28 protein-coding genes are annotated in these 25618 nt (G+C 75.5%); 21 read left to right on the plus strand and 7 right to left on the minus strand.

The genetic code is table 11. The features are described from left to right. The first annotated feature begins 66 nt into the window (after nucleotides 1-66). The 3 genes from EPD83_RS12520 to EPD83_RS12530 are packed head-to-tail and all read left to right on the plus strand — an operon-like array spanning nucleotide 67 to nucleotide 2945. Entirely contained in the window at nucleotides 67-765 is a 699-nt protein-coding gene (locus EPD83_RS12520) for an LppX_LprAFG lipoprotein (RefSeq protein ID WP_128368209.1), read from the plus strand. Then, nucleotides 746-2425, plus strand: coding sequence for an MFS transporter (locus tag EPD83_RS12525; protein WP_205859519.1), 1680 nt, complete (start codon nucleotides 746-748; stop codon nucleotides 2423-2425). Before EPD83_RS12520 ends, EPD83_RS12525 begins: the two co-directional genes overlap by 20 nt. Before the next feature lie 10 nt (nucleotides 2426-2435). Further along, a complete protein-coding gene (locus tag EPD83_RS12530) occupies nucleotides 2436-2945 on the plus strand; it encodes a mycothiol transferase (RefSeq protein WP_165566652.1) in 510 nt (169 codons plus the stop codon). A gap of 72 nt (nucleotides 2946-3017) precedes the next feature. On the opposite strand, the gene EPD83_RS12535 is transcribed toward EPD83_RS12530, so the two are convergent. Continuing rightward, the gene (locus EPD83_RS12535) at nucleotides 3018-3290 is read right to left on the minus strand and encodes an acylphosphatase (RefSeq protein WP_165566653.1); all 273 of its coding nucleotides are present in this window, start codon (nucleotides 3288-3290) and stop codon (nucleotides 3018-3020) included. Nucleotides 3291-3335: 45 nt separating this feature from the next. Here EPD83_RS12535 and EPD83_RS12540 point away from each other — a divergent pair, with 45 nt between their 5' ends. Next, nucleotides 3336-4142 (plus strand): Fpg/Nei family DNA glycosylase, encoded by an 807-nt coding sequence (locus tag EPD83_RS12540; RefSeq protein WP_128367624.1) that lies wholly within the window; start codon nucleotides 3336-3338, stop codon nucleotides 4140-4142. Nucleotides 4143-4152: 10 nt separating this feature from the next. Here the strand turns inward: EPD83_RS12540 and EPD83_RS12545 are convergent, their stop codons facing one another. Next, complete coding sequence (locus tag EPD83_RS12545) at nucleotides 4153-4620, minus strand: MarR family winged helix-turn-helix transcriptional regulator (RefSeq protein WP_128367625.1); 468 nt, start codon at nucleotides 4618-4620, stop codon at nucleotides 4153-4155. Nucleotides 4621-4684: 64 nt separating this feature from the next. Between EPD83_RS12545 and EPD83_RS12550 the strand changes: the two genes are divergently transcribed. Beyond that, nucleotides 4685-5050 (plus strand): VOC family protein, encoded by a 366-nt coding sequence (locus EPD83_RS12550; protein WP_128367626.1) that lies wholly within the window; start codon nucleotides 4685-4687, stop codon nucleotides 5048-5050. A gap of 6 nt (nucleotides 5051-5056) precedes the next feature. Here EPD83_RS12550 and EPD83_RS12555 read toward each other — a convergent pair whose 3' ends face one another. Together EPD83_RS12555 and EPD83_RS12560 are read right to left on the minus strand one after the other, a co-directional pair. Next, nucleotides 5057-5473, minus strand: coding sequence for a hypothetical protein (locus EPD83_RS12555; RefSeq protein WP_128367627.1), 417 nt, complete (start codon nucleotides 5471-5473; stop codon nucleotides 5057-5059). Between the two features lie 57 nt (nucleotides 5474-5530). Beyond that, the gene (locus tag EPD83_RS12560; RefSeq protein WP_128367628.1) at nucleotides 5531-6316 is read right to left on the minus strand and encodes an exodeoxyribonuclease III; all 786 of its coding nucleotides are present in this window, start codon (nucleotides 6314-6316) and stop codon (nucleotides 5531-5533) included. A 55-nt stretch (nucleotides 6317-6371) separates the two neighbouring features. On the opposite strand from EPD83_RS12560, the gene EPD83_RS12565 reads away from it, so the two are divergent. From EPD83_RS12565 to pyrE, 4 genes are all read left to right on the plus strand, one after another. Then, on the plus strand, nucleotides 6372-7283 hold the full coding sequence (locus EPD83_RS12565; RefSeq protein ID WP_165566654.1) for an alpha/beta fold hydrolase: 912 nt from the start codon (nucleotides 6372-6374) through the stop codon (nucleotides 7281-7283). Next, the gene (locus EPD83_RS12570) at nucleotides 7280-8056 is read left to right on the plus strand and encodes an SDR family NAD(P)-dependent oxidoreductase (RefSeq protein ID WP_165566655.1); all 777 of its coding nucleotides are present in this window, start codon (nucleotides 7280-7282) and stop codon (nucleotides 8054-8056) included. The genes EPD83_RS12565 and EPD83_RS12570 overlap by 4 nt, the downstream gene beginning before the upstream one ends. A gap of 52 nt (nucleotides 8057-8108) precedes the next feature. Further along, on the plus strand, nucleotides 8109-8567 hold the full coding sequence (locus EPD83_RS12575; protein ID WP_128368175.1) for a hypothetical protein: 459 nt from the start codon (nucleotides 8109-8111) through the stop codon (nucleotides 8565-8567). Nucleotides 8568-8647: 80 nt separating this feature from the next. Then, a complete protein-coding gene (pyrE, locus tag EPD83_RS12580) occupies nucleotides 8648-9202 on the plus strand; it encodes an orotate phosphoribosyltransferase (protein ID WP_128368174.1) in 555 nt (184 codons plus the stop codon). A 58-nt stretch (nucleotides 9203-9260) separates the two neighbouring features. On the opposite strand, the gene EPD83_RS12585 is transcribed toward pyrE, so the two are convergent. Then, complete coding sequence (locus EPD83_RS12585) at nucleotides 9261-10712, minus strand: alanine/glycine:cation symporter family protein (protein WP_165566656.1); 1452 nt, start codon at nucleotides 10710-10712, stop codon at nucleotides 9261-9263. Further along, on the minus strand, nucleotides 10712-11143 hold the full coding sequence (locus EPD83_RS12590; protein ID WP_128366338.1) for a universal stress protein: 432 nt from the start codon (nucleotides 11141-11143) through the stop codon (nucleotides 10712-10714). The genes EPD83_RS12585 and EPD83_RS12590 overlap by 1 nt, the downstream gene beginning before the upstream one ends. 116 nt (nucleotides 11144-11259) lie before the next feature. On the opposite strand from EPD83_RS12590, the gene EPD83_RS12595 reads away from it, so the two are divergent. The 11 genes from EPD83_RS12595 to EPD83_RS12645 are packed head-to-tail and all read left to right on the plus strand — an operon-like array spanning nucleotide 11260 to nucleotide 24148. After that, the gene (locus EPD83_RS12595) at nucleotides 11260-11910 is read left to right on the plus strand and encodes a LemA family protein (RefSeq protein ID WP_128366337.1); all 651 of its coding nucleotides are present in this window, start codon (nucleotides 11260-11262) and stop codon (nucleotides 11908-11910) included. A gap of 43 nt (nucleotides 11911-11953) precedes the next feature. Then, nucleotides 11954-13189 (plus strand): toxic anion resistance protein, encoded by a 1236-nt coding sequence (locus EPD83_RS12600; protein ID WP_128366336.1) that lies wholly within the window; start codon nucleotides 11954-11956, stop codon nucleotides 13187-13189. A gap of 6 nt (nucleotides 13190-13195) precedes the next feature. Beyond that, complete coding sequence (locus EPD83_RS12605; RefSeq protein ID WP_128366335.1) at nucleotides 13196-13789, plus strand: hypothetical protein; 594 nt, start codon at nucleotides 13196-13198, stop codon at nucleotides 13787-13789. After that, nucleotides 13789-15213, plus strand: a complete 1425-nt coding sequence (locus EPD83_RS12610) for an AAA family ATPase (RefSeq protein ID WP_128366334.1) — start codon at nucleotides 13789-13791, stop codon at nucleotides 15211-15213. The genes EPD83_RS12605 and EPD83_RS12610 overlap by 1 nt, the downstream gene beginning before the upstream one ends. After that, a complete protein-coding gene (locus EPD83_RS12615; protein WP_165566657.1) occupies nucleotides 15210-16526 on the plus strand; it encodes a hypothetical protein in 1317 nt (438 codons plus the stop codon). Before EPD83_RS12610 ends, EPD83_RS12615 begins: the two co-directional genes overlap by 4 nt. Continuing rightward, nucleotides 16523-17491 (plus strand): glutamate ABC transporter substrate-binding protein, encoded by a 969-nt coding sequence (locus tag EPD83_RS12620; RefSeq protein WP_165566658.1) that lies wholly within the window; start codon nucleotides 16523-16525, stop codon nucleotides 17489-17491. Before EPD83_RS12615 ends, EPD83_RS12620 begins: the two co-directional genes overlap by 4 nt. After that, nucleotides 17488-18639 carry a hypothetical protein gene (locus tag EPD83_RS12625; RefSeq protein ID WP_165566659.1) on the plus strand — a complete coding sequence of 384 codons (1152 nt, stop codon included), beginning with the start codon at nucleotides 17488-17490 and terminating at the stop codon, nucleotides 18637-18639. Before EPD83_RS12620 ends, EPD83_RS12625 begins: the two co-directional genes overlap by 4 nt. Further along, nucleotides 18636-21005, plus strand: coding sequence for a serine/threonine-protein kinase (locus EPD83_RS12630; RefSeq protein WP_165566660.1), 2370 nt, complete (start codon nucleotides 18636-18638; stop codon nucleotides 21003-21005). Before EPD83_RS12625 ends, EPD83_RS12630 begins: the two co-directional genes overlap by 4 nt. After that, entirely contained in the window at nucleotides 21002-22111 is a 1110-nt protein-coding gene (locus EPD83_RS12635) for a protein phosphatase 2C domain-containing protein (protein WP_205859520.1), read from the plus strand. The genes EPD83_RS12630 and EPD83_RS12635 overlap by 4 nt, the downstream gene beginning before the upstream one ends. Then, the gene (locus EPD83_RS12640) at nucleotides 22104-23381 is read left to right on the plus strand and encodes a vWA domain-containing protein (RefSeq protein ID WP_128368092.1); all 1278 of its coding nucleotides are present in this window, start codon (nucleotides 22104-22106) and stop codon (nucleotides 23379-23381) included. Before EPD83_RS12635 ends, EPD83_RS12640 begins: the two co-directional genes overlap by 8 nt. Continuing rightward, on the plus strand, nucleotides 23378-24148 hold the full coding sequence (locus EPD83_RS12645; protein ID WP_165566661.1) for an FHA domain-containing protein: 771 nt from the start codon (nucleotides 23378-23380) through the stop codon (nucleotides 24146-24148). Before EPD83_RS12640 ends, EPD83_RS12645 begins: the two co-directional genes overlap by 4 nt. Here the strand turns inward: EPD83_RS12645 and ligD are convergent. Continuing rightward, the gene (gene ligD / locus EPD83_RS12650; protein ID WP_128368520.1) at nucleotides 24145-25056 is read right to left on the minus strand and encodes a non-homologous end-joining DNA ligase; all 912 of its coding nucleotides are present in this window, start codon (nucleotides 25054-25056) and stop codon (nucleotides 24145-24147) included. The two genes, EPD83_RS12645 and ligD, sit on opposite strands and share 4 nt — an antisense overlap. A gap of 171 nt (nucleotides 25057-25227) precedes the next feature. Between ligD and EPD83_RS12655 the strand changes: the two genes are divergently transcribed. Beyond that, a partial coding sequence (locus tag EPD83_RS12655; protein ID WP_164896835.1) for an ATP-binding cassette domain-containing protein occupies nucleotides 25228-25618 on the plus strand: 391 nt, incomplete at its 3' end.

The raw sequence follows: 25618 nt of genomic DNA on the forward strand, positions 1-25618 counted from the left end.
GTCGGGCGGTGCCCGAGTGCCCGGATCGTCCGGGGACGGCGGCGCATCGCGGCTACCCTGACCGCCATGCGCCGCCGTCCGATCCTCGCCGGAGGACTGCTCGCCCTCACCCTCCTCGCCACCGGCTGCACGGGCGGGGGCGACCCCGAGCCCGCGCCGCGCAGCGCCGCCGAGCGGCTCGCGGCCGCGCAGAAGGTCCTCACCGACGCCGGCGACGTGACCTTCGAGCTGACGAGCACCGGCGTCCCCGAGACCGAGAACGGGGTGTCGGCCGCGACGGGCGACGGCGTCGTCAGCGCCACCGAGCCGAAGTTCGAGGGCACGATCACCGGCACCGTCCGCGGGGTCGCGGCGACGGTCGACGTCATCGCGGTGGGGGAGGACACCTACCTCAAGCTGTTCACCCCCGACTACCGCGAGTTCGACCTGTCGACCCTCAACGCGCCGAACCCGGCGACCTTCTTCGACCCCGAGGCCGGGCTGCCCGGGCTGCTGCCGCAGACGCAGTCGCCGGCCCTCGGCGGCCAGAAGCGGGCCGGCGGGGACGTGCTCACCGAGATCACCGGCACGCTGCCCGGGAAGCAGGTCTCGGACCTGTTCCACCTCGGCGACGGCACCGAGGACTTCGACGTCACGTACGGCCTCACCGAGGACGACCAGCTGCGCACCGCCGTCATCGCCGGTCCCTTCTTCGGCGACACCGACTCGACGTACACCGCCACCCTCAGCGACTACGGCGTCCCGGTTGAGATCACCCGCCCCTAGGGCCCTCCTCGCCGTCGCGTCGGTGGCGGTGGCCCTGGCCGCCGCCGACACCTACGTCGTCGTCCTCGCGCTCACCGACATGATGCGCGGCGTCGGGGTCGGCATCGACGACCTGCAGCGCGCCACCCCCATCGTCTCCGGCTTCCTCCTCGGGTACGTCGCCGTGCTGCCGCTCGTCGGGCGCCTCTCGGACCTCGTCGACCGGCGCCGGGTGCTGCTCGGCTGCCTCGCCGTCTTCGTCGTCGGCTCGGCGGTGACGGCGCTGGCCGTCGAGCTCGACGTGCTCGTCGCCGGCCGGGTGGTCCAGGGCGTCGGCGGCGGCGGCCTCGTGCCGGCCACCCTCGCGCTCGTCGCCGACCTCTGGCCCGCGGGCCGCCGGGGCGTGCCGCTCGGGGTCGTCGGGGCGGTGCAGGAGCTCGGGTCGGTGCTGGGGCCGGTGCTCGGGGCCGCCGTGCTCGCGGTCGCCGACTGGCGGGCCATCTTCTGGCTCGGCGCGCTGGCCGGGGTGCTGCTCGCCGGCGGGGTCCTCCTCGCCGGAGGCACCGCCGGGCTCCGCCGTCCACGGGCGGTCCCCACCGCGCTGGCCGTCCTCGCCGCCGCGGCCGGCTGGCTCGCGCTCGCGGCCCCGGAGCGGCTCGCGACGAGCGTCACGCTCGGCGTGCCGTTCGTCCCCTTCGGCGAGGCGAGCTCCCGCGTGGCCACGCCGATCGGGGTGCTCGCCCTGGTCCTCGCCGTGGCCGCCCTGACGGCGACGATGCACGGCCGCTGGTCGGTGCTGGGCCGGGCGGACCTGCCGGGCGCCGCGCTGGTCGGCGGCGCGCTCGGCTGCGTCGTCCTCACCTTCGCCGCCGCCCAGCCGGAGACCGAGGTCGTCGGCCCGCTGGGGTACGCTCTGCTCCCGGTCGCCGCGGTCCTCGCGGCGGCCTACCTCGTGCACCACCGCCGGTCGCTCGCGCCGCTCGTCCCCCGCGGCCTCGTCCGGCCGCGGCTGGCGCGGGCGCTCGTGGTGTCGCTGCTCACCGGGGTGGCCCTCGTCGCCGTCGTCGTCGACGTGCCCCTGCTCGCCCGGCTCGTCCTCACGACCGACGAGACCGAGGCCGCGTTCGTCCTCGCCCGCTTCCTCGTCGCCGTCCCGGTCGGGGCGCTGGCCGGGGGCTGGCTGCTGCGCGTCGTCGGCCCGGGGGTCGTCGCGGCGGCCGGCCTGGCCCTCGCCGCCGTCGGGCTGCAGTTCCTCGCCGCCGACCCGACCGCCCGCCCGCTCGACTCCTGGGAGGCGGCGGTCGTCCTCGGCACCGTCGGCCTCGGGCTGGGGCTCGTCGTCGCGCCGGTCAACGACGCCGCCCTCGACGAGTCCGACGAGCGCAGCCACGGCGCGGCCTCGGCGCTCGTCGTCGTCGCCCGGATGGTCGGGATGGTCGTCGGGTTGGCCCTGCTCACCGCCGTCGGCCTGCACCGCTACTTCGAGGCCGTCGCCGCGCTGCCCGACCCCGGGGACCTCGACGCACTGCGGCAGGCGGCCGTCCTCCAGGTGTCCTCGGTGTTCCGGGGAGCCCAGGTGGCGGCGGTGCTCGGCGCCCTGCTGGCCCTGACCCTCGGCCACCGGGGACCGCCGGCGGACCGGCCCGCCCCGGAGCGCACCGCGGTCCGCGGGCTGGCGTAGCGTCACCGGCATGGCCACGACCAGCGACCTCCTCCTCGACGCCCTCGACCGGGTCCGCGAGACCGTGCACGGCCTGCTCGACGACGTGCCCGAGGACCGGCTGGCCACCCCGCCCGCCGACGGCGCGAACACCGTCGCCTGGCTCGTCTGGCACCTGACGCGGGTCCTGGACACCCATGTCGCCGACGCCTTCGACCGCGACGTCGTCTGGACCTCGCAGGGCTGGGCCGAGCGCTTCGACCTGCCCTTCCCGGCCAGCGCCCACGGCTACGGCATGTCCTACGACGACGTCCTCGCCGTGCGCACCTCGGCCGAGAACCTGCGGGGCTACTTCGACGCGACCCACGACCTCGTGGCCGACGCCCTGCGCGACCTCACCGACGCCGACCTGGACCGGGTGGTCGACGAGGAGTGGGACCCGCCGGTGACCCTCGGGGTGCGGCTCGTCAGCGCGCTCAACGACGCGACGCAGCACGTCGGGCAGGCGTCCTACGCCGCCGGCATCCTCACCCGCGACTGACCGCCCCCGCGCGGCCACGGGCGCCGCGCACCCGGCGTCTCGCCCGCGTCGAGGCGCCGCCCCGACGTGGTGTCAGTAGCGGACCTCGAAGGTGGCCGCCGCGGTAGGCTCGTCCGGGGCGACGTCGACCTCCTCGACGGACGCCTCCGGTGAGCCCTCGAGGCACCAGGCCACCATCTCGTCCACGTCGCTCGACGGCCCCTCGACGTGCAGCAGCACGTCGCCGTCGTCGGTGTTGCGCACCCAGCCGCGCAGCTCGAGCCGGACGGCCTCGCGGGCGGCGTACCCGCGGAAGCTCACGCCCTGGACCTCGCCGGACACCTGGACACGCACGGCCTTGGTCATCACCCCAGCATGCCCGGCCCGCGACCCAGCCGCGAGGATCGGGCCATGCCGGAGTTGCCCGAGGTCGAGTCCGCCCGTGCCGTCATCGAGCGGTCCGGCCTGCACCGCACCATCGTCGACGTCGACGACACCGACGCGTGGGAGTGCCGGCCGCACGGCCCGGGCGAGATCCGCGACGCCCTCGTCGGGCACCGGCTGGTGGCGGCGAACCGCCGGGGCAAGTCGATCTGGTGCGAGCTCGGCGGCGACGCGCCCAGTCTCGGCATCCACCTGGGCATGAGCGGGCGCATCCTCGTCGCCGGGCCGGACGGGGAGGACGAGGGCGGCGACTACCAGGGCTCGCGGCGGCAGCGGCGGCGGCCGCGCAAGCCCGAGTGGTACCGGTTCTCGCTGACCTTCGAGGGCGGCGGCATGCTGCGGCTGCTCGACGTGCGCAGGCTCGGCCGGGTCCGCCTCGACCCCGACATCGGTGCCCTCGGCCCGGACGCCGCCGAGATCACCCGGGCCGGGTTCCGCGAGCGGGTCGGCCGGGGCACGGCGCCGGTGAAGGCCCGGCTGCTCGACCAGTCGACGGTCGCCGGGGTCGGCAACCTCCTCGCCGACGAGGTGCTGTGGCAGGCCCGGCTGGACCCGCGTCGGCCGTCGGGCGACCTCACGTCCGAGGAGCTCGACGAGCTGCGCCGCCGGCTGCGCTCCGCCGTCCGGACCGCGATCCGCCAGGGCGGGGTGCACACCCTGGAGATCGTCGGGCACCGGGGCCGCGACGGGCACTGCCCGCGGTGCGGCGCCGAGATGGCCCGCGCCACGGTCGGCGGCCGGACGACGTGGTTCTGCCCCCGCGAGCAGGTCTGACCGGCGGCGCTCAGCCGCCGGGCGGCCCGTCGGCGCGGGCGTCGTCGTGCAGCGAGCGGACCATGGTGCGCAGCAGCCGCAGCGCGCTCGCCCGCTCGCCCTCGTCCAGGCCCGACAGCATCCGCACCTCGACCGCCCGAACCGCCGCGCTGGCCTGCGCGAGCAGGGCGCGGCCGTCGTCGGTCAGGCGGGTGGGCAGGACCTTCCCCACCGGGGCGGCGGCCGGCCGGGTCACCTGCCCCTGGTCCTCGAGCGAGCGCAGGAGGACGTTCATCGACTGCCGGGTGACGAACGCTCCCCGGGCGAGCTCGGAGCCCGAGAGCCCCGGCCGCTGGGCCAGCAGCTCGAGGCACGAGTAGTGCGTGACCGTCATGCCCAGCGGCCGCAGCACCTCCTCCATCGCGGCCCGCAGCGCGCTCGAGGCCTCCTTGAGGAGGTAGCCGACCGACGCGTCGAGGTCGACACCGGGTTGCTCCATGTCAGTAGCCTGACATAGAGTGCGTTGTGTCAACAAACTGACACAGCACAGAAGGAGCAGCACCATGCCCGTCACCGGACCCGACTTCGTCTCCCTCCAGGTGCGCGACCTCGACGCCGCCCAGGCGTTCTACGAGCGCTACCTCGGCCTGCGGCGGACCGACGGACCCCCGCACGCCGTCGTCTTCGCCACGAGCCCCATCGCCTTCGCGCTGCGCGACGTCGTCCCCGGCACCGACCTCGACTCCGGCGACCGCCCCGGCGTCGGCGCCGCGGTCTGGCTGCACGCCACCGACGTCCAGGACATCCACGACGCGCTCGTGGCCGACGGTCACGCCATCGTCTCCGCCCCGGTCGACGGCCCGTTCGGGCGGACCTTCACCTTCGCCGACCCCGACGGCTACCACGTGACGCTGCACGACCGGGCGTGACGCCGCTCAGGCGCGGCGGCGGGCCCGGGGCCCGGTCCCGGCGCCGTCGACGCCGACCGGCACCTCCAGCGGCGGGACCCCGGTGAGCCACTTGCGGTAGTGCACGTGCCCGGACCAGCGGGCGAGCTCGTCCCACAGGGCGGCGTGCGCCGACCACGGCAGGGGCTCGGCGCCCTCGCGCCAGGACGCCCCGAACGACACCCACACCGGCGTCCAGTGCTCGGCGTCGTCCCACGCGCCGCGCTTGGCGACGAGGGTGCGGCGGCGGTACTGCACCGCGGCCCGCGGGCCGTCCACGCAGATGGGCGCGGTGGCCATCGGCCAGACCCGCAGGTCCAGGTGCATGAGCGCGACCTCGAGCTCGCCGAGGACCGCCGGGTCGACGAGCACCGTCGCGACGTTCTCGTGCGGTGGCCTGCTCACCTCGGCACCGTAACCCGCGGCCCCGACGCTCGTCAGCCCCCGGCCGCGAACCGGACCTCAGTCGTCCAGCTGGACGACGACGGGGGCGTGGTCGCTGGCCCCGGTGCCCTTGCGCTCCTCGCGGTCGATGGCGGCGCCCGCCACCCTGTTCGCGAAGGAGCGCGAGCCGAGGACGAAGTCGATGCGCATGCCGCGTCGCTTGGCGAAGGCGAGGCGCTGGTAGTCCCAGTAGGTGTACGTCCCGGGACCCGGGGCGTGCGGCCGCACGACGTCGACGAAGCCGGCCTCGAGGAAGGCGCTGAATGCGGCCCGCTCGCCGGGGCTGACGTGCGACTTGTCGGCGTAGTACTCCATCGACCACACGTCCTCGTCCATCGGCGCGATGTTCCAGTCGCCGCACAGCGCGACCGGCGACCCGTCCGCGGCCCACCCCACCGCCTGCTCCTTGAGCGCCGCCAGCCAGGCGAGCTTGTACTCCATGTGCGGGTCGTCCAGGCCGCGGCCGTTCGGCACGTACACCGACCACAAGCGCACCCCGCCGCACGTGGCGCCGATGGCGCGCGCCTCGGCCGCCACGGGGTCGCCCCAGCCGGGGTCGCCGTCGAAGCCGACCTGCACCTGCTCCAGCCCCACCCGGGAGAGCACCGCGACACCGTTCCACTGGTTCGTGCCGTGGTGGGCGACGTCGTAGCCGAGCGCCCGCAGCCGCTCGTGGGGGAACTGCTCGTCCTTGGCCTTGGTCTCCTGGACGCACAGGACGTCGACGTCGGAGCGCTCCAGCCAGGCCTCGAGCCGGTCGATGCGGGAGCGGATGGAGTTGACGTTCCACGTGGCGATGCGCACGCGCCTCACCCTAACGACGCGCGCCGACGCCGGTCCGGCGTGCCATCCTGCGGGGATGACGGACGGCAGCGGCACGACGGTCCACGAGCTCGACGTCGACACCCGCGGCGCCCGCCTCCACGTGACGCGGCGCGGGTCCGGACCGCCGGTGCTGCTGCTGCACGGCTACCCCCAGACGCACCGGATGTGGGACCGCGTCGCCGCCGGGCTGGCCGACCGCCACGAGGTGCTCGCCCCCGACCTGCGCGGCTACGGCGACAGCGCCGCACCGCCCGGCGACGCGGGTCACGAGACCTACTCCAAGCGCGAGATGGCGGCCGACGTGGCCGAGGTCATGACCGCGCTCGGCCACGACACCTACGCCGTCGTCGGCCACGACCGCGGCGCCCGGGTGGGGCACCGGCTCACCCTGGACCGCCCGGAGGCGGTGACCCGGCTGGCCGTCCTCGACGTCGCCCCGACGCTGCACATGGTCGAGCACACCGACGAGCGCTTCGCGACCGGCTACTACCACTGGTTCTTCCTCGCCCAGGAGGACGGCCTGCCCGAGCGGCTCATCGGCGGCGACCCCGGGTGGTTCCTCCGCGAGACGCTGCGCCGCTGGTCCGCCCCGGGGGCCTCGTTCGAGGAGGACGCCGTCGCCGAGTACGTGCGCTGCTTCACCCCCGAGACCGTCCACGCGAGCTGCGAGGACTACCGGGCCGCGCTCGGCGTCGACCTCGAGCACGACCGCGCCTCCCGCGGGCAGCGTGTGGAGTGCCCGGTCCTCGTGCTCTGGGGCGAGCAGGGCTTCGTCGCCCGCACCTACGACGTGCTCGACGTCTGGCGCGGGTACGCCACCGACGTGCGCGGCCACGCCGTGCCCGGCGGCCACTTCTGCCCCGAGGAGGCGCCCGGTGCGGTGCTCGACGCCCTCGGGGACTTCCTCGCGCCGGACCGCGAGCGGACCGGCGGGGGACCGGCGTGAGCACCGCCCTCGTCACCGGCGCCTCGGCCGGCATCGGCCGCGCCCTCGCGGCCCGGCTGGCCCACGACGGCCACGACCTCGTGCTCGTCGCGCGCGACCGGGCCCGCCTCGAGCGCCTCGCCACTGAGCTCGGGGCGGCGCACGGCGTCGGCATCGAGGTGCTCGTCGCGGACCTCGCCGACCGGGAGCAGACCGAGGAGGTCTGCCGCCGCCTGGCCGACCCCGACCGCCCCGTCGACGTCCTCGTCAACAACGCCGGCTTCGGGATGCACCGGCCGTTCCTCGACAACGACGTCGCCCAGGAGGAGGCGGCGCTGGACGTCATGGTGCGGGCGGTGCTGCTCACCTGCCACGCCGCGGGCCGGGCGATGCGCGAGCGCGGCCACGGCGCCGTCCTCAACGTCAGCTCGGTGGCCGGGTTCATGGCCGGCGGCACCTACTCGGCCGAGAAGTCCTTCGTCACCGTCTTCTCCGAGTCGCTCGCGAGCCAGCTGCACGGCACCGGCGTCACCGTCACGGCCCTGTGCCCCGGCCTCACCCGCACCGAGTTCCACGAGCGGGCCCGGATGTCGGTGCCGGGGCTGCCCGCGGGGCTGTGGCTGGACGCCGACGAGGTGGCGCGCCAGGCCCTCGCCGACCTCGCCGCCGGGCGGGTGCTCTCGGTGCCCGGGCCGCAGTGGAAGGCCGCGAGCCTGGCCCTGCGCGCGCTGCCGCGTCCGCTGACACGCGGCGGGGCGATGCGGCTGCTCGAGCGCCGCCGGCGGCGCGACTGAGGTCCACCCTCGGCGGAGGTATCACTCGTCCCCGGCCCCGCTCCTTCCCCACATGACGACACTCGTGCGCGTCCATCGAGAAGGGGACACCCGCGTGGACTGGCCGTGGAGGTTCCTCGCGCTCATCACCGCGATCCCGCCGCACGCCTGGGCGGCGATCCCGCAGCGCGGGCGGGTGCACGAGCGGCTCGTCGACCGGGTCGGCGAGGTCGTCGCCCACCTGCCGTACCCGATGCCGCACGAGGCGGTCATCGGCGCGCGGCTGCTCCAGGGCCTCGCCGCCGCCACCCGCGGCGCGGGGATCGCCGAGGAGGTCGAGCACTGGTGCGTCGTCGGCTGGCCCAGCCGCTGGCCGGCGCCCTCCCACACCCGCGGGCTGGACGAGGGGCTGCTCTTCGCCGGGGCGGCCCTCGCCGCCGCCCGGATCGCCGAGTCCTCGGAGCACCGCGAGGTCCGCGAGGAGTTCGCCCGGGTCGCCGAGCGCCTGGCCGTCCGCGCCGTCCGGTCCTGACCCCGGCCCGGGGCCGCTGCGCGGCGTCCCGGCCGGGACGGGTGAGAGCGCCGAGCGCCGTGCGCTCTACGGTGGGACCCGTGACCGACATCTCCGCCGACCGCTCCCGGCTCCTCACGATCATCCGCGACCAGGCCGTCGTCCACGGCCGCGTGACCCTGTCCTCGGGGAAGGAGGCCGACTACTACGTCGACCTCCGCCGGGTCACCCTCGACGGCGAGGCGAGCCCGCTCGTCGGCCGGGTGATGCTCGACCTCGTCGCCGACCTGGACTTCGAGGCCGTCGGCGGCCTGACCCTCGGCGCCGACCCCGTCGCGACCGCGATGCTCCACGCCCGCGCCGCCGCCGGGGGCCGGCTCGACGCGTTCGTCGTCCGCAAGCAGGGCAAGGCGCACGGCCTCCAGCAGCGGATCGAGGGCCCCTCGGTGCAGGGCCGCCGCGTGCTCGTCGTCGAGGACACCTCGACCACCGGGGCCAGCCCGCTGGACGCCGCCCGCGCGGTCCAGGACGCCGGGGGGACGGTGGTCTCCGTCGCGACCATCGCCGACCGGGACACCGGGGCGGCGCAGGTCTTCGCCGACGCGGGCCTGGAGTACCGCCACGTCTACGGCCTCGCGGACCTCGGCCTGGCCTGACCCCACCGGGCCGGGCGCCTCCTTCTGGCGGTGGGAGGCGCCCGGCCCGCGGACCGGGTCAGTGGACCGGTTCGGCCACCTGCTGCACCTCACCGGACTGCACCCGGTCGAAGTAGCTGGAGATGACGTTCCGGATCTCCGGGGCCATGATGTAGAGCCCCACGAGGTTCGGCAGCGACATGAGGAAGATCATCGAGTCCGAGAAGTTGATGACCGGGCCCAGGGCTGCGGCCGAGCCGATGACGGTGAAGACGAGGAAGACGACCTTGAAGACGTTCTCGGCGAGCCGGCTGTCGCCGAACATGTAGCCCGTCGCCTTCATGCCGTAGTACGACCAGCTGATCATCGTCGAGAACGCGAAGAGCACGACCGCGACCGCGAGCACCGTCGGGAACCACGGCAGCACCGTCTCGAAGGCGTTCGAGGTCAGCGCCACGCCGCCCAGCTCCGAGGCGTCGGGGTTGGTGTACGCGCCCGTGATGACGATGGTCAGCGCCGTCATCGTGCAGATGACGACCGTGTCGATGAACGGCTCGAGCATGGCCACGAAGCCCTCGGTGGCCGGCTCCTCGGTCTTCACGGCGGAGTGCGCGACGGAGGCGGACCCGAGGCCGGCCTCGTTCGAGAACGCCGCGCGCTGGAAGCCGACGATGAGCGCGCCGATCGCGCCACCGGCGACCCCCTCGGGACTGAAGGCGCCGGAGAAGATCGAGCCGATGGCCGTCGGGATCGAGGAGATGTTCCAGACGAGGACGACGATGCAGGCGAGGATGTAGAGCACGGCCATGAACGGGACGATCTTCTCCGTCACCCGGGCGATGCTCTTGATGCCGCCGATGATGACGGCGCCCGCGAGGGCCGCGAACACGAGACCCACGACCCAGGGGACGTCGGCGAGGAAGGAGTCCTCACCGCCGGTGACGGCGACGATCTGCGCGGTGGCCTGGTTGGACTGGAACATGTTCCCGCCGCCGACCGCGCCGCCGATCATGAAGATGGCGAAGAGGACTGCGAGGACCTTGCCGGCCGTGCCGTAGCCGCGGTCGGCGAGGCCGTCGCGCAGGTAGTACATCGGCCCGCCCGAGACGCTGCCGTCGGCGTGCCGGCGCCGGTACTTCACGCCCATCATGCACTCGGCCATCTTCGTGGCCATGCCGAGGAGGCCGGCGAGGATCATCCAGAACGTCGCTCCGGGACCGCCCAGCGAGATCGCGATGGCGACGCCGGCGATGTTGCCGAGGCCGACGGTGCCGGAGACGGCGGTCGCCAGGGCCTGGAAGTGGGTGACCTCACCGGCGTCGTTGGGGTCGGAGTACTTGCCCTTGACGAGGTCGATGGACAGCTTCGGCCCGCGGACCTGCATGAAGCCGAGCCAGACGGTGAAGAACGCGCCGGCCACCACGAGCCAGACGACGATGAGCGGCAGGTCGGCGCCCGCGATGCTCACGGAGTAGAAGACGGTGTTCGTGACGCCTTCGGAGAGGTCGTTGAACCATTCGACGGGATTCATCAGGGCACCACCGTGACGGGGAGATGGGCGTGCTGGACCAGGCGGCTCGCGACCGAGCCGAAGACGGCCTCGCGCAGGCCGCCGTCGCCGGTGCGACCGACGACGATGTGGACCGCGGAGGCGTCGCCGGCGACGTCCACGATCGTGTCCGAGGGCTTGCCGTGCTTGACGAGCTCCTCGTGGGGGACCCCGCCCTTCTCGGCGATGTCCGCCATCGGGTCGAGGATCTGCTCGCGGGCCAGGGCGGTCTCGCGCTCCTTCTCCCCGGCCCGGTGCTCGTTCTCGCTGGGTGTCTGGAAGGAGTAGGGCGACCACGGCACGACGTGGACGAGGACCACCTTCCAGTCGTTGCGCTGCGCTCTCTCGACGGCGAACTCCACCGCGCGGGTGGACGCGTCGCTGTTGTCGACACCGACGACGACTGTCTCCATGATGCGGGCCTTCCGGTCCGGGATCGTGTGGTGGTCGGGGAGCCTAGCGGGGCGCTTGTCAAGGCGCCAGGGCGTGACGCCCTTAGGATTCGTTCAGCCTGACCGAAGGAGGCCCCGTGATCGTCGCGGTCGTCGTGCTCGTCGTCCTCGTCCTCGCCGTCCTCGGGTGGGGGGTCGTGACCTACAACCGGCTGGTCCGGCTGCGCAACCTCGTCGAGGAGGCCTGGCGGCAGATCGACGTCGAGCTCACCCGCCGGCACGACCTCGTCGGCAACCTCGTCGAGACCGTCAAGGGCTACGCGTCGCACGAGCGGACCACCCTCGAGGAGGTCGTCGCGGCGCGCTCCCGGGCCATGTCGCCGGGGCAGTCGCCGGCCGCCCAGGCCGAGAGCGAGACCGTTCTCGGGCAGGCGCTCGGCCGGCTGCTCGCGGTCGTCGAGGCCTACCCGGACCTCAAGGCGAACGAGAGCTTCCTCGCGCTGCAGACCGAGCTCGCCTCGACCGAGGACCGGATCGCCTCGGCGCGGCGCTACTACAACGCGACGGTCCGCGACCTCAACACCACGGTCGAGACCGTCCCCTCGAACCTCGTCGCCGGGATGGCGGGGGTGCGGCGGGCGGAGTACTTCGAGGCGGAGGAGGCCTCCCGCACCGCGCCACGCGTCGACTTCGGCTCCGGGGGCGAGACGACGACCCCTCCGGGGACCTACCGTGGAGCCGAGCCGCCGACCCCACCCGGGGGACCGGCGGAACCGGGGGGCGCCTGACCGGCGTCGCACCGGCCCGACCCCGTGAGGAAGGTTGCCGCCCATGAGCACCGACGACGCCGCGGCCGCAGCACCGGCCCCGCTCGCCCCGCCCCAGGACGTGCTGACCCTCAGCGCCCCCGCCCCGTCCCAGCCGGTGACGACGACCCAGGCCCCGCGGATGGCCCCGGCCGTCCAGGCCGACGCCGTCCCGGCGCTCGACGCCCGGGTCGACACCTTCATGGACGCCCTCACCGCCGCGGCCCCGCGCAGCCCCGAGTTCGCCCAGCAGGCGGAGGTCGTGCGCACGATGGGCGACGCCGACATCCGCAAGGCGGCCGAGACCTCCAACCGGCTCCTCCAGCAGCCGGTCCGGGCGCTGAAGGAGGGCGGCCTGGCCGAGGGGTCGACGGTGGGCCGCACCCTGCTGGAGCTGCGCCGCACCGTCGAGGACCTCGACCCCAGCCAGGTCACCGGCACCCGGCGGATCCTCGGGGTCATCCCGTGGGGGGACAAGGTCGTCGACTACTTCCGGCGCTACCAGAGCGCCCAGAGCCAGCTCGACGGCATCCTGCACAGCCTGCGCAGCGGCCAGGACGAGCTGACCCGTGACAACGTCGCGCTGAACCTCGAGAAGACGAACCTCTGGGCCGCGATGGGGCGCCTGAACCAGTACGTCTACATCGCCGAGCGGCTCGACGAGCGGGTCTCGGCACGGGTGGCCGAGCTGGAGATGTCCGACCCCGACGCCGCCAAGGCGCTCAGCCAGGACGTCCTGTTCTACGTCCGGCAGAAGCACCAGGACCTGCTGACCCAGCTGGCGGTCTCGATCCAGAGCTACCTGGCCATCGACATCGTCATGAAGAACAACGTCGAGCTCATCAAGGGCGTCGACCGGGCGACGACGACGACCGTCGGTGCCCTGCGGACGGCGGTCATCGTCGCGCAGGCCCTCGGCAACCAGAAGCTCGTCCTGGACCAGATCACGGCCCTCAACCGCACGACGTCGGGTCTCATCGAGCGCACCTCGGAGATGATGCGCGACAACTCCGCCGCCATCCAGGAGCAGGCCGCCTCCTCCACCCTCGGGATGGACGAGCTCCAGGCCGCGTTCCGCAACATCTACGCGACGATGGACTCCATCGACGCCTTCAAGCTCCAGGCCCTGGACTCCATGGCGCAGACCATCGGCGTCCTCGAGACCGAGGTCGAGAAGTCCACGCAGTACCTCGCCCGCGTGCAGGCCCAGGACCAGCGGGGCGCGCAGGACCTGGACCTCGGGAACACCCCGGGTCGGTGATCCGGAGTGGGGCTTCGCGAGTGGCTGGCCGCTCGCTCGGGGGACGCGTCGTCGCCGGCGGCGCCGGCGCCGCCGGGTGACGCGGAGATCGTCGGCGCCCTCGACCGGCTGGCGACGATGCTCGACGAGGGGCACGCGCCGGCCCTGGTCCGCGCCCGGGTGACCCGCGTCGACCGTCTCATCCGCGCGATCCTGCCCCGCCTGCCCGACCTCGGGGTCGGCAGCGCCGACGGGTACGCGGTCGTCGCGACGGCCACCGACTACCTGCCGGGCACGGTCGGCGGCTACCTGCGCCTGCCGCGCGCGTGGGCCGACACCCGGCCCATCGAGAACGGTCGCAGCGCGCTGCTCGTCCTCGTCGACCAGCTGGACCTGCTGGCGGCGACGATGGAGCGGATGCTGGACGCCGCGGTGCACGCCGACGCCCAGGCGCTCGTCGCCCACGGCCTCTTCCTCGAGAGCCGGTTCGGCGCGCCGGCGGCCGGCGGGGCGCTGGACCTGCGGGCCCCGGCCACGCCCGGGGCGGCGGGCGGAACCGCGGACCCGGCGCCGGACGTCCCACCGGCCGCCCCCCGCACCGTCCTGGACCTGGAGCCGTGATGACCCTCGACCCGCAGCCGCCGCTCGCCGCGGCCCTGGCGGCGCTGGCCACGGCCGCCGAGCGCGCCGGACTCGACGTCGCCGCCGCGCGTGCGGAGGGCGAGGCGCTGGCGGCCACGGTGGCCGAGGCCGCGCGCGGCGCCTTCGTCGACTGGGCCGCCGCCACCGACCCCCGCCGCGGCGCCGAGGACTTCGCCCGCGCCGCCTCCCGCGGACGCCGCTGGCGGGCCGCGCCCACCCCGCTGCTCAGCGGCCTGGCCGGCACCTCGCGCCCGCTGGCCGAGGCCTACGGCCGGGCCCTGGCCGCCGTCTGCGCGGCCGCCACCGGGCTCGGCGAGCCGACGCCTCGGGTCGTCGGCAACGCCGCCACCGCCACCGGGGCGCAGCTCGCGGCCCTCGGCAAGGCGCCGGCCGGCCCCGTCGAGCGGCCGGGCGGTCTCGACCTCGACGGGCTCGACGACTGGGCCGCCGGCGCCTTCCCCGGGCTGGGAGCCGCGACCGGTCCGGGTCCCGTGCCGACCGGGGACCCCCGTCCGGAGGGGCCGGTGCTGCCGTCCGCCACCACCGCCGCCCACCCCGCCGAGCCGCCGCCGGCCGAGGAGGCCGCGCCGGCCCGCAGCCTCGAGGAGCTGCTCGCCGAGCTCGACGGGCTCATCGGGCTGGCCGAGGTCAAGGCCGAGATCCACCGGCAGGTCGCCGTGCTGCGCATCGAGGGCAAGCGCGAGACCGCCGGGCTGCGCACGCCGTCCCTGACCCGCCACCTCGTCTTCACCGGCAACCCGGGCACCGGCAAGACGACCGTCGCGCGCCTGGTCGCGGGCATCTACCGCGCGCTGGGGCTGCTGTCGTCCGGACAGCTCGTCGAGGTCGACCGCAGCGAGCTCGTCGCCGGCTACGTCGGGCAGACCGCGCTCAAGACCGCCGAGGTCGTCGCGTCCGCCGACGGCGGGGTGCTCTTCGTCGACGAGGCCTACAGCCTGGCCGGCGACCAGTACGGCACCGAGGCCGTCGACACCCTCGTCAAGGAGATGGAGGACCGGCGAGACGACCTCGTCGTCGTCGTGGCCGGCTACCCGCTGCCGATGGCCGTCTTCGTCGCCCAGAACCCGGGGCTGGAGAGCCGCTTCCGCACGACGATCGAGTTCGCCGACTACAGCGACGACGAGCTCGTCGCCATCTTCCGGCTGCTCGCCGGCAACGCCGACTACGACGTGAGCGACGCCGTCGAGCAGCGCTTGCGCACCCTGCTGGCCGCCACCCCCCGCGGCCAGTCCTTCGGCAACGGGCGCTTCGCCCGCAACGTCCTGGAGGGCGCCATCGGCCGGCACGCCTGGCGGCTGCGCGAGGTGGACGAGCCGACCGTCGAGGCGCTGCGGGGGCTGGACCCCGACGACCTCGTCGTCCCCGAGGAGGCCGCACCGTGACGCAGCAGACCGCCCCGGCCCCGACGGCCGGCACGGCGCCGGCCCCACCCGCCCCGCAGGGTCGGCACGCGTCGACGCCGACCGTTCCCCGGGGCGTGGCGCTCCTGGGTCCGCTGACGATGGGGTCCACCCCGGCCGCCCTCGTCCGGCTGCGGGCGCTGTCCGCCGCCGTCGTGCTCCTCGCCACGGCGCTGTCGGCGCTCCTCCTCGTCCTCGGCTGGACCGCCAACCGGGCGGCGGCCGCCGACACCGAACAGCTCATCCGGGCCCAGTCGGTGAAGACCGACCTGCTGCGGGCCGACGCGCTGGCCACCAACGCCTTCCTCGTCGGCGGCCAGGAGAGCCCGGCCTCCCGGGCCGCCTACGACGACGCGCTCACCTCCGTCACCGAGACGATCGCCGCGGCCGCGCGGGCGCAGCCCGCCGACCAGCAGGTGCTGGCCCGGCTCAACGCCGACGTCCTCGACTACGCCTCGACGATGGAGCTGGCCCGGGCCAACAACCGGCAGGGACTGCCGGTGGGCAGCGCCTACCTGCGCGACGCCAGCGGCATGCTGCGCTCGGACCTCCTCCCCCTCACGGACGCCCTCGTCACGGCCAACTCCGACCGGGCCGAGGGTGCGATGGGGGGCCAGCACCCGGTGCTGCTCGTCCTCGTGGCCCTGGTGCCGCTCGCGGTGCTCCTCGTGGTCAACCAGTGGCTCGCGGGGCGGTTCCGCCGCGGCGTCAACGTGGGGCTCGCCGTGGCGGCCCTCGCGGTCGTCGCGGCCACGGTCGCCGCCGTCGCGGTGGCCGGTACCCGGGCCTCCGACAACACGGTGGTCCGCCAGAACTCCTACGCCACCGTCGTCGACGGCGCCGACGCCCGCACCGCCGGCAACGACGCGAAGTCCGACGAGAGCCTGCGGCTCATCGCGCGCGGCTCCGGCCAGTCCTTCGAGGACGCCTGGACCGCCGCCGCGGCCCGGGTCGACACCTCGCTGCAGGCCGCGGGTGACGCCACGGCCCAGGAAGCCTGGCAGCGCTACCGCGAGCGGCACGCCGAGATCGTCGACCTCGACCAGAGAGGGAACTGGGACGAGGCCGTGCGGCTCGCCACCGGCGGGAGGCCCGACAGCGCCACCGCCGCCTTCGCCGAGTTCGACTCGGCCATCGCCACGCTCGTCTCCCAGGCGTCCGGGGACGCCACGGCCGCGCTGCGCGGCGGTACCTGGCAGCTGCTCGGGGCGGCCGTCGTCTGGGTCCTCCTCGGTCTCGCCGCGGCCGCGTCCGCGTGGCGAGGCCTCACCGTCCGGCTCCGGGAGTACGCATGAGAACCCGCCGGCTCACCGCCGTCCTGGTCGCCGTCGCCGCGCTCGTCGCGGGCTGCGGCTACGCCCCGACGCCCCTTCCGGCCCCGCCGACCCCGTCGGCGATGTCCGGCGGCAGCACCGCGGCGCCGAGCCAGGCGCCGCAGTGCGACGACGCCCTGCAGTCCTACGCCCCGCAGGGGGCGGTGCCGGCGCCCGGGAGGATGCCCTCCGGTTCGACGATGAAGACGATCCAGGACCGCGGGCGTCTCGTGGCCGGGGTGTCCGCCGACACCTACCTCTTCGCCTCCCGCAACCCGCTGTCCGGGCGCATCGAGGGCTTCGACATCGACCTCGTCGACGCCGTCGCGGCCGCGATCTTCGGGACCGCGAAGGGGCACGTCCAGCTGCGGGTCATCACCGCGGCGGACCGCCTCCCGCTGCTCGAGTCCGGCGAGGTCGACGTCGTCGTCCGCACGATGACGATCACCTGCGACCGCTGGACCCGGATCGCGTTCTCCGGCGAGTACTACCGCGCAGGCCAGAAGCTGCTCGTCAAGGAGGGCTCCGACGTCACCGGCCTGGCCGACCTGGCCGGGGTGCGGGTCTGCGCGCCCAGCGGAACCTCGAGCCTGAGCACGCTGCGGGCCCGGGCGCCGCAGGCGGTCGCCGTCCCGGCCGCGAACCACACCGGTTGCCTCGCGCTCTTCCAGCAGGGCGAGGTCGACGCCATCACCGGCGACGACACGGTCCTGGCCGGGCTCGCCGCGCAGGACCCCTACGCGACGGTGGTCGGCGACGCCTTCACCGCCGAGCCGTACGGCATCGGCGTCAACGCCGACCGGGTCGACCTCGTCCGCTTCGTCAACGGCGTGCTCGAGACGCGGCGCACCGACGGCAGCTGGACCGCGGACTACGACCGCTGGCTCGCCGACACCCTCGGCCCGGCGCCGAAGCCCCCGGTGCTGCGGTACGGACGGACCCGGTGAGCGGCGCCACCGCCCCCCTCGCTCCCGGGCGCCTCGGGCAGCCGCTGGAGCCGGCCGCGGCACAGACCTACCTCGCGGCGCTGGAGGAGTGGCTGCGGCTGCGGCGGGCCGAGCTGGACGAGATCGACGCCGCGGCGCTCGCCGCGCAGCGGGCCGACGAGCTGACCCACGACCTCACCCTGTCCATGGCGCTGTGGAAGGCGGCGTCCGACCGCCACCAGCTGCTCGTCGCCACCTGGGACGGCGGCCGCGTCGGCGCCACCGAGCGCGACCGGCTGTCGGTGCTCGTCTGGGGCCAGCTGCAGGAGCGCGGCGTCGCGGGCGGTGGGGGACTGGCCCTGTCGCTGCCCGAGGCCTGCCGGCTCTCCGACGCCCTGGCCGGCGAGCTGCGCAGCCGGCTGGCGCTCGACCCCGCCGCCGACGCCCACGCCCGGCGGGTCTCGGACCTGCGGGTCGCCCTGGACCGGCTGCGCGACCAGGTGGCCCTCGAACCGGTGGAGTCCCGTCCCGCTGCGCAGCGCACCCTGGACGCCCTCGTGGAGCGCACCGAGGCCGTCGCCGAGCGGGCCCGTCGCGGCGGGGACGTCGGCGGGCTGCTCGGTCCGCTGGAGAACGACGCCGCGCGCGTCGAGCGCGACCTCATCGTCGGGGGAGCGCAGCGCCGCTCGGCCCGCGAGCAGGTGGCCCGGGCCGCCGAGCAGCTGGCCGGGCTCGAGGCCCGGCAGGGCGCCCTGGCCCAGCTGGCCCGCCAGGCCGTCGGCACGGTCTCGCCCGCCCCGCGGCACGCCGTGCCGGACGTGTCGATGCTCGGCCCCGTCCCGTCGGCCGAGTCCGACCTCACCGCGTACCTGGCCCGGCTCGAGCGGGTCGACGCCGCGATGTCGCTGGCGCAGAGCCGGTACGCCGCGGCCGTCGCCGAGCGCGACGAGCTCGTCTCGCGGCTCGACGGCTACGCCGCCAAGGCGTCGGCGGTCGGCGTCGGCCACCTGCCCGACGTCGTCGGCGCGGAGCGGACGGCCCGCGAGGTCCTGGACCGGCGGCCGGCGCCCATCCCCGTCGCCCACCGGCTCGTCGAGGCGTTCCAGGCCTGGGTCGACTGGTCGGCCACCGAGGGCGCGGCCCGAGCGGACACGGAGGACCCGGCATGAGCACCTGCACCCAGCCCGGCTGCACCGGCAGCGTCGTCGACGGCTACTGCGACGTCTGCGGGATGGCGGCCACCCCCGCGTCCGGGTCGCCCGCACCCGCGGCCTCCGCCGCCCCGAGCGCCGACGGCAGCGCCTGCGCCGTCCCGGGGTGCTCCGGGCACCTCCTCGACGGCTGGTGCGACGTCTGCGGCACCCCGGCGGGCGACGCTGCGGCCGCGAGCGCCCCCGCCGCCTCCCCGGCCGGCGGCGCCGGGGAGACGCCGGCCGGCGTCGACTCGGCCGCGTCCGTCGCCACCTCCTCGAGCCGGCTGGACTCGGCGGCGATCGGGTCGCGGCGGGCGGCCTCCGGCAGCACCGTCACCACCCGCACCCGCACCGGGTCGACGCGCACCCGGGCGGCGCGGCTCGGTGCCGGGCTCACCTCGGTGCCCCCGGCGGCCGCGGTCGACGCCGCCCGGGCCGTCCTCACCGACCCGCAGGTCCCGGAGAACAAGCGGTCCTGCGCGAGCTGCGGCGGCCCCGTGGGCCGGTCCCAGGGTGACCGGCCGGGGCGTCCCGAGGGGTTCTGCCCCGCCTGCGGCGCCCCGTACTCCTTCACCCCGAAGCTGACGCCGGGCGAGCTCGTGGCGAACCAGTACCTCGTCGCCGGCGCCCTGGCCCACGGCGGGCTGGGCTGGATCTACCTGGCCCGGGACCGCAACGTCTCCGACCGGTGGGTCGTCCTCAAGGGGCTGCTGAACTCCGGCGACCCCGACGCCCTGGCCGCCGCCATCGCCGAGCAGCGCTTCCTGGCCCAGGTCGAGCACCCGCTCATCGTCGAGATCTTCAACTTCGTCACCCACGAGGACGCCGGCTACATCGTCATGGAGTTCGTCGGCGGCCGGTCGCTCAAGCAGCTGCTCAAGGAGCGGATGCGGGCGGCCGGCGGCGCGTACGACCCGCTGCCGGTCGACCAGGCGCTCGCCTTCGTCGTCGAGGTCCTGCCCGCGTTCCAGTACCTGCACGACCTCGGCCTCGCCTACTGCGACTTCAAGCCCGACAACCTCGTCCAGGTCGGGGACGCGGTCAAGCTCATCGACCTCGGCGGCGTGCGGCGCATCGACGACGACGACTCCGCGATCTACGGCACGGTCGGCTACCAGGCGCCCGAGGTGCCGCAGGTCGGCACGAGCGTCGCCTCCGACCTCTACACCGTCGGGCGGACCCTCGTCGTCCTCGTCCTGGAGTTCACCGGCTACCAGGGCCGTCACCTGCACTCGCTGCCCGACCCCGTGACCACCCCGGTGTTCCGAGACAACGACTCGCTGTACTGGCTCGTCGCCAAGGCCTGCGCCCCCGACCCCGCGGACCGGTTCGTCTCCGCCGACGAGATGCGCGGCCAGGCGCTCGGGGTGCTGCGCGAGGTCGTCGCCCGGGGCTCGGACGGCACGACGCTGACCTCGGCGTCCTCGGAGTACTTCGCGACCCCGGCGGTCGCCACGTCCCGGCTGGACTGGGACCAGCTGCCCGACCTGCGGCCCGACACCGCCGACCCGCAGCTCGCCTGGCTGCTCAGCCTGGCCCCGGGCGAGCCGGAGGAGCGCCTGCGCGAGCTGGCCGCGGCCCCCGAGGACACCGCCGAGGTGTGGCTGGCCCGGGCCCGGGAGTCGCTGCGGGCCGGGGACGCGACGGGCGTGTCCGCCGCGACGTCGTCGCTGCTCCAGGCCGACCCGTGGGACTGGCGCGCGCTGTGGGTGGGCGGCCTGTCGGCCCTGGCCGCCGGGCGGTGGGACGACGCCCAGGCCGCCTTCAACGCCGTCTACCGCCAGGTGCCGGGCGAGCTCGCCCCCAAGCTGGCGCTCGCGCTGGCCTGCGAGCGCGGTGGCCGGCTCGACCTGGCCGAGACCCTGTACGGGACCTGCGCCGCCACCGACGCCGCCTACGTGGCGCCGGCGGCCTTCGGGATGGCGCGGGTGCGCGCGGCGCGCGGCGACTCGCGCGGGGCGGTGACGGCGCTGGACCTCGTCCCGTCGACGAGCCGTGGGTTCGTCGAGTCCCGCCGGCTGCGGGCCGAGGTCCTCATCGACACCCCGACGGCCGGACTGGCCGCGCTCGACGACGCCATGCGCAGCATCGAGAGCGTGCGGATGCTCGACGCCGAGCGCAACCTGCTGAGTGCGCGCATCCTCGAGCGGGCCCTGGAGGCCGTGACCTCCGGCGGGGGCTCGCCGACGGGGACGGTCGGCAGCCACGCCGCCACCGAGTCCTCGCTGCGCACCGCGGTCGAGGGCCACCTGCGGGCCCTGGCCCGCGACGAGCCCGACGCCGGCCGCCGCGTCGAGCTCGTCGACCGCGCCAACGCCGTCCGCGACTGGAGCCTCACGTGAGCACCGACACCGCCACCGCCTGCCCGACCTGCGGCGCGGCGGTGACCCCCGGCGCCCGGTTCTGCGAGGGCTGCGGCGCCCCGCTGGCCGGCACCGACCCCTCCGCGCCGGTGCCCCGCCACGAGCCGGACGAGGCCGGACCCATCAGCCGGCCGACCAACCGCCAGCGCGTCACCGCCCCCGAGCCCGCCGTCCGGCCCTGCGCCGCGTGCGGCGGCGAGGTGGGCCCGGACCTCTACTGCACGACGTGCGGCACCAAGGCGCCGAGCCCGCGCGACCACTACCGCGAGAGCCCCGCCCCCTGGGTCGCGGGCGTCTGCGACCGCGGGGTGCGGCACACCCGCAACGAGGACGCGATGGCGCTCTTCGCCGACCCGACGCCCGACGGCGGCCGCGCGGTGCTCGTCGTCTGCGACGGCGTCTCGTCCTCCGCCGACTCCGACACGGCCTCCCTGGCCGCCGCCCGGGCCGCCCTCGAGGTGCTCGTCCCGCCGCTGCCGCGTGGCCTCGGCACCGCCGACAGCGAGGACGCCGCCGCCGCGGCCGTCCTCAGCCGCGCCGCGGCGGCCGCCAACGCCGCCGTCATCGCGAACAGCGACCCGAGCTCGGACAACCCGGCGTCGTGCACGTGGGTGGCGGCCGTGCTCGAGGGCGGCACCGTGCGGTACGCCGGGCTCGGGGACTCGCGGGCGTACCTGCTGCCCGACGACGGGCCGGGGGTCCAGCTGACGGTCGACGACTCGCTGGCCCAGGAGCTCGTGGACGCCGGCACCCCGCGGACCGACGCCGAGCGCTCCCCGACGGCGCACACCATCGTCCGGTGGCTCGGGCTCGACGCCCCCGACGTCAGGCCCCGGGTCGGCTCGGCGCGGGTCGAGGGCCCGGGCTGGCTGCTCGTCTGCTCCGACGGGCTCTGGAACTACGCGTCGGAGCCGCAGGCGCTGCGCGCGCAGGTCGACGCCGCCGGCGTCACCGACCCCGAGGGTCTCGCCCTGGCGCTGGTCGAGTGGGCCTGCGCGCAGGGCGGGAGGGACAACGTCACGGTGGCCCTGGCCCGGGTTGGGTCACAATGGGCCGACAGCGAGGTGAGGGAGGACCATGGCTGAGTTCGCAGCCGCCGTCTACCAGAACGAGTTCCTGCCCGTGGGCGGCACCGACGTCAGCGCCATCGTGTCGGTCACGTGCACCGGGGCGGGCACGGCCGGCCAGGGCTCGGGGGGCGACGCCGGCGAGATCATCGTCATCGACACCTCCGGGTCGATGGGCACCACGGCCATGGACGCCGCCCGCCGGGCCGCGCAGGCCGCGCTGGGACAGATCGTCGACGGCACGTACTTCGCGGTCGTCTCCGGCAACGGCGCCGCCTTCCTCGCCTACCCGCACGTGCAGTCCGGGCCGGGCATGGTGCGCATGGACGCCCGCACCCGCGCCGAGGCCGGCCGGGCCGTCGCCGCCCTCACCTCCGGCGGCGGCACCGCCATGGCCACCTGGCTCGACCTCACCGGGGTGCTCTTCCGCTCCGTCCCCGAGGTCGTGCAGCGCCACGCCATCCTCCTCACCGACGGCGCCAACAACGAGGCCACCCACGTGCTCGACGCCGCCGTCCGCCGGGCGGAGGGGCTCTTCCAGTGCGACTGCCGCGGCGTCGGTGTCGACTGGAAGGTCAGCGAGGTCCGCCGGATCGCCCAGCCGCTGCTCGGCACGATCGGCATCATTCCCACGCCGGAGGCGATGGAGGCCGAGTTCGCGGCGATGATGCAGGCCTCGATGTCCCGCGGCGTCCCCGACGCGCAGCTGCGGGTCTGGGCGCCGCTCGGGGCGCAGGTGCTCTTCGTCCGGCAGGTGTCGCCGACCGTCGAGGACCTCACCGCGCGCCGCACGTCGGTCAACGACCTCACCGGCGACTACCCGACCGGCGCCTGGGCCGACGAGTCCCGCGACTACCACGTGAGCGTGCGGCTGGCCGCCAAGGACATCGGCCAGGAGCAGCTGGCCGCCCGCGTCCAGCTCGTCGTCGGGGGCCAGGCCGCGGCGCAGGGCCTGGTCAAGGCGACGTGGTCCGACGACCACTCCCTCACGGCCCGGATCGACCAGCAGGTGGCGCACTACACCGGCCAGGCCGAGCTCGCCGAGGTCATCCAGGAGGGGCTCGCGGCCAAGGCGGTCGGCGACGAGGAGACGGCGACGACGAAGCTCGGCCGCGCGGTGCAGCTCGCCGCGGAGACCGGCAACGAGGAGGCCACCTCGCGGCTGCGCAAGGTCGTCGACATCGACGACGAGGAGACCGGGACGGTGCGCCTCAAGCGGAGCGTCGACAAGGCCGCCGAGATGGAGCTGGACACCGCGTCGACGAAGACCACCCGGGTCCGCCGGTGAGCCGCTGCCCCGCGGGTCACGACAGCCGGGCGGACGACTACTGCGACGTGTGCGGCCTGGCCGTCCCGGCGGCCCCGGCGGACGGGACGGCCGCGGGGCCCGCGGCCGGGGGTGCCCCCGTCGCGGAGGCGCCGGCGGCCGGACCGGGTGGCGCCGGCGGCGTCGCCTGCCCGCACTGCGGAGCCCCCAACGCCCCGGACGCCCTGTTCTGCGAGGCCTGCGGCTACGACCACACGACCGGCGCGATGCCCCGGCGGACGGTGCCGTCGCCCGGCCCCACGCCGGGGTCGGGACCGGCCACGGGGTCGGGACCGGTGGCGAGCCCGGCCCCGTCGCTCCCGGGCGAGTGGGTGGCCGAGCTGTGGGTCGACCCGGCCTGGTACGAGGGGCAGTCCAGCCCCGACCCGCTGCCCTCCCCGGGCCCGCCGGCGGTCGTCCCGCTGCGTAGCACCTCCCTCCTCGTCGGCCGGGCCTCGGCCAGCCGGGGTATCCACCCCGACGTCGACTGCGGCGCCGACGCCGGGGTCAGCCGCCGTCACGCCCAGCTGACCACCGACGGCACCCGCTGGTGGGTCGAGGACCTCGACAGCTCCAACGGCACCTTCGTCGGCGACGCCACGGGCGGGCTGCCGACCACTCCGGTGCCGGTGGGGCGCAAGACCGAGATCGGACCCGACGACCGGGTCTACCTCGGCTCGTGGACCCGCCTCGTCATCCGGGCCGCCGTGCCCGGCGAGCTCGGGGACCGACCGGCCTCGGTCGGCTAGCGCAGGAGCCGGGCCAGGCGCTCGCGGGGACGGCCCAGGCCGCGGGCGCGGCGGCGCATCCCGGCCCACGGGTCGCCCGTGCGGGCCAGCCGCGCTCGGACGCCGTCGAGGTCGAAGCGGTCGGGAGGGGTGCGGGACAGCTCGTCCCACGTGATGGGGGTCGAGACCGGGGCGCCGGGCCGGGCCCGCGGCGCGTACGGGGCGACGATGGTCTGGCCGTAGCCGTTGCGCAGGACGTCGAGGTAGACGAGCTCGCCGCGGTCGGCCTTGCGGGCGGCCGTCGTCAGCAGGTCCGGGTGGCGCCGGGCGAGCAGCCCGGCGAGGTCGGTGGCGAGGGCGCGGACGTCGTCGAACCCCTCGTCGGGGCGCACCGGCGCCGCGACGTGGTAGCCGCGCGACCCCGTCGTCTTGAGGAACGGCACGAGGCCGAGGTCGTCCAGCGCCTCCCCGACGACGCGGGCCGCGCGGCGCACGGCCGCGAGGTCGCTGCCCGAGGGGTCGAGGTCGACGACGAGGAGGTCGGGGTGGTCCAGCTCCGGGCGACGGCTCAGCCAGGTGTGCGGCGTGACGCACGCCTGTTGGGCGAGGTGGACGAGGGTGCGGACGTCGGAGACGACGACCTGGTCCTGCTCGCCGTCCGACGTCGTGACCGTCACCCGGTCGACGTGGTCCGGGAAGTGCGACGGCAGCTTCTTCTCGTAGAACCCGCCCGCCTCGATGCCGTCGGGGAAGCGCTCCATGCTCACCGGCCGGTCACGCAGGTGGGGGAGGGCGGCGTCGGCGACGGCCACCCAGTACCGGGCGAGGTCGGCCTTCGTGACGCCGGCGTCCGGCCACAGCTCCTTGTCGGGGTGGCTGATGTCCACGCCCTCGAGGGTCACGAGGGCCGGCTCGGTCGGGGGGCTCATGCCTCGCCATCATCGTCGGGCGGGGGCCCCACGGGGAGGACGGGACCGTGGAGGTTCCCGAGGCGGGCACGTCGGCGGGGTGCTCGCGGCGCTCGTCGTCCACCGGTCGGTGGACGGCGGATCCACCGGCCGGGCGTCCCGGTCCGCCCCGGCGCCGAGCACGCTGGAGGCATGACAGCAGCCATCCGCGTCCGCGGGCTCCACAAGACCTACGGCGGCCACCGGGCCGTCGACGGACTCGACCTCGACGTCCACCCCGGCGAGGTGTTCTCCCTCCTCGGCCCCAACGGCGCCGGCAAGACGACGACGGTCGAGATCCTCGAGGGGTTCCGCACCCGGGACGGCGGCGAGGTCTCCGTGCTCGGCACCGACCCGCAGGGCGCGCCGCGGTCCTGGCGCGACCGGATCGGCATCGTCCTGCAGACCACCGGCGGCCTGGACCTGCTGACCCCGCGCGAGGTCCTGCGCAGCGCCGCCCGCTGCTACCGCAGCCCCCGCGACGTCGACGACGTCATCGAGGTGACCGGCCTGGCCGAGAAGGCCGACCGGCGCGTCTCGGGGC

Source organism: Phycicoccus flavus (assembly GCF_004025965.2).
GTDB lineage: Bacteria > Actinomycetota > Actinomycetes > Actinomycetales > Dermatophilaceae > Phycicoccus > Phycicoccus flavus.

What these genes read in the sequence shown, in the direction of transcription:
- EPD83_RS12520 (WP_128368209.1), top strand. Translation starts at nt 67, where the DNA reads ATGCGCCGCCGTCCGATCCTCGCCGGAGGACTGCTCGCCCTCACCCTC.
- EPD83_RS12530 (WP_165566652.1), top strand. Translation starts at nt 2,436, where the DNA reads ATGGCCACGACCAGCGACCTCCTCCTCGACGCCCTCGACCGGGTCCGC.
- EPD83_RS12535 (WP_165566653.1), bottom strand. Translation starts at nt 3,290, where the DNA reads ATGACCAAGGCCGTGCGTGTCCAGGTGTCCGGCGAGGTCCAGGGCGTG.
- EPD83_RS12540 (WP_128367624.1), top strand. Translation starts at nt 3,336, where the DNA reads ATGCCGGAGTTGCCCGAGGTCGAGTCCGCCCGTGCCGTCATCGAGCGG.
- EPD83_RS12545 (WP_128367625.1), bottom strand. Translation starts at nt 4,620, where the DNA reads ATGGAGCAACCCGGTGTCGACCTCGACGCGTCGGTCGGCTACCTCCTC.
- EPD83_RS12550 (WP_128367626.1), top strand. Translation starts at nt 4,685, where the DNA reads ATGCCCGTCACCGGACCCGACTTCGTCTCCCTCCAGGTGCGCGACCTC.
- EPD83_RS12565 (WP_165566654.1), top strand. Translation starts at nt 6,372, where the DNA reads ATGACGGACGGCAGCGGCACGACGGTCCACGAGCTCGACGTCGACACC.
- EPD83_RS12575 (WP_128368175.1), top strand. Translation starts at nt 8,109, where the DNA reads ATGACGACACTCGTGCGCGTCCATCGAGAAGGGGACACCCGCGTGGAC.
- EPD83_RS12585 (WP_165566656.1), bottom strand. Translation starts at nt 10,712, where the DNA reads ATGAATCCCGTCGAATGGTTCAACGACCTCTCCGAAGGCGTCACGAAC.
- EPD83_RS12590 (WP_128366338.1), bottom strand. Translation starts at nt 11,143, where the DNA reads ATGGAGACAGTCGTCGTCGGTGTCGACAACAGCGACGCGTCCACCCGC.
- EPD83_RS12600 (WP_128366336.1), top strand. Translation starts at nt 11,954, where the DNA reads ATGAGCACCGACGACGCCGCGGCCGCAGCACCGGCCCCGCTCGCCCCG.
- EPD83_RS12610 (WP_128366334.1), top strand. Translation starts at nt 13,789, where the DNA reads ATGACCCTCGACCCGCAGCCGCCGCTCGCCGCGGCCCTGGCGGCGCTG.
- EPD83_RS12620 (WP_165566658.1), top strand. Translation starts at nt 16,523, where the DNA reads ATGAGAACCCGCCGGCTCACCGCCGTCCTGGTCGCCGTCGCCGCGCTC.
- EPD83_RS12630 (WP_165566660.1), top strand. Translation starts at nt 18,636, where the DNA reads ATGAGCACCTGCACCCAGCCCGGCTGCACCGGCAGCGTCGTCGACGGC.
- EPD83_RS12640 (WP_128368092.1), top strand. Translation starts at nt 22,104, where the DNA reads ATGGCTGAGTTCGCAGCCGCCGTCTACCAGAACGAGTTCCTGCCCGTG.
- ligD (WP_128368520.1), bottom strand. Translation starts at nt 25,056, where the DNA reads ATGAGCCCCCCGACCGAGCCGGCCCTCGTGACCCTCGAGGGCGTGGAC.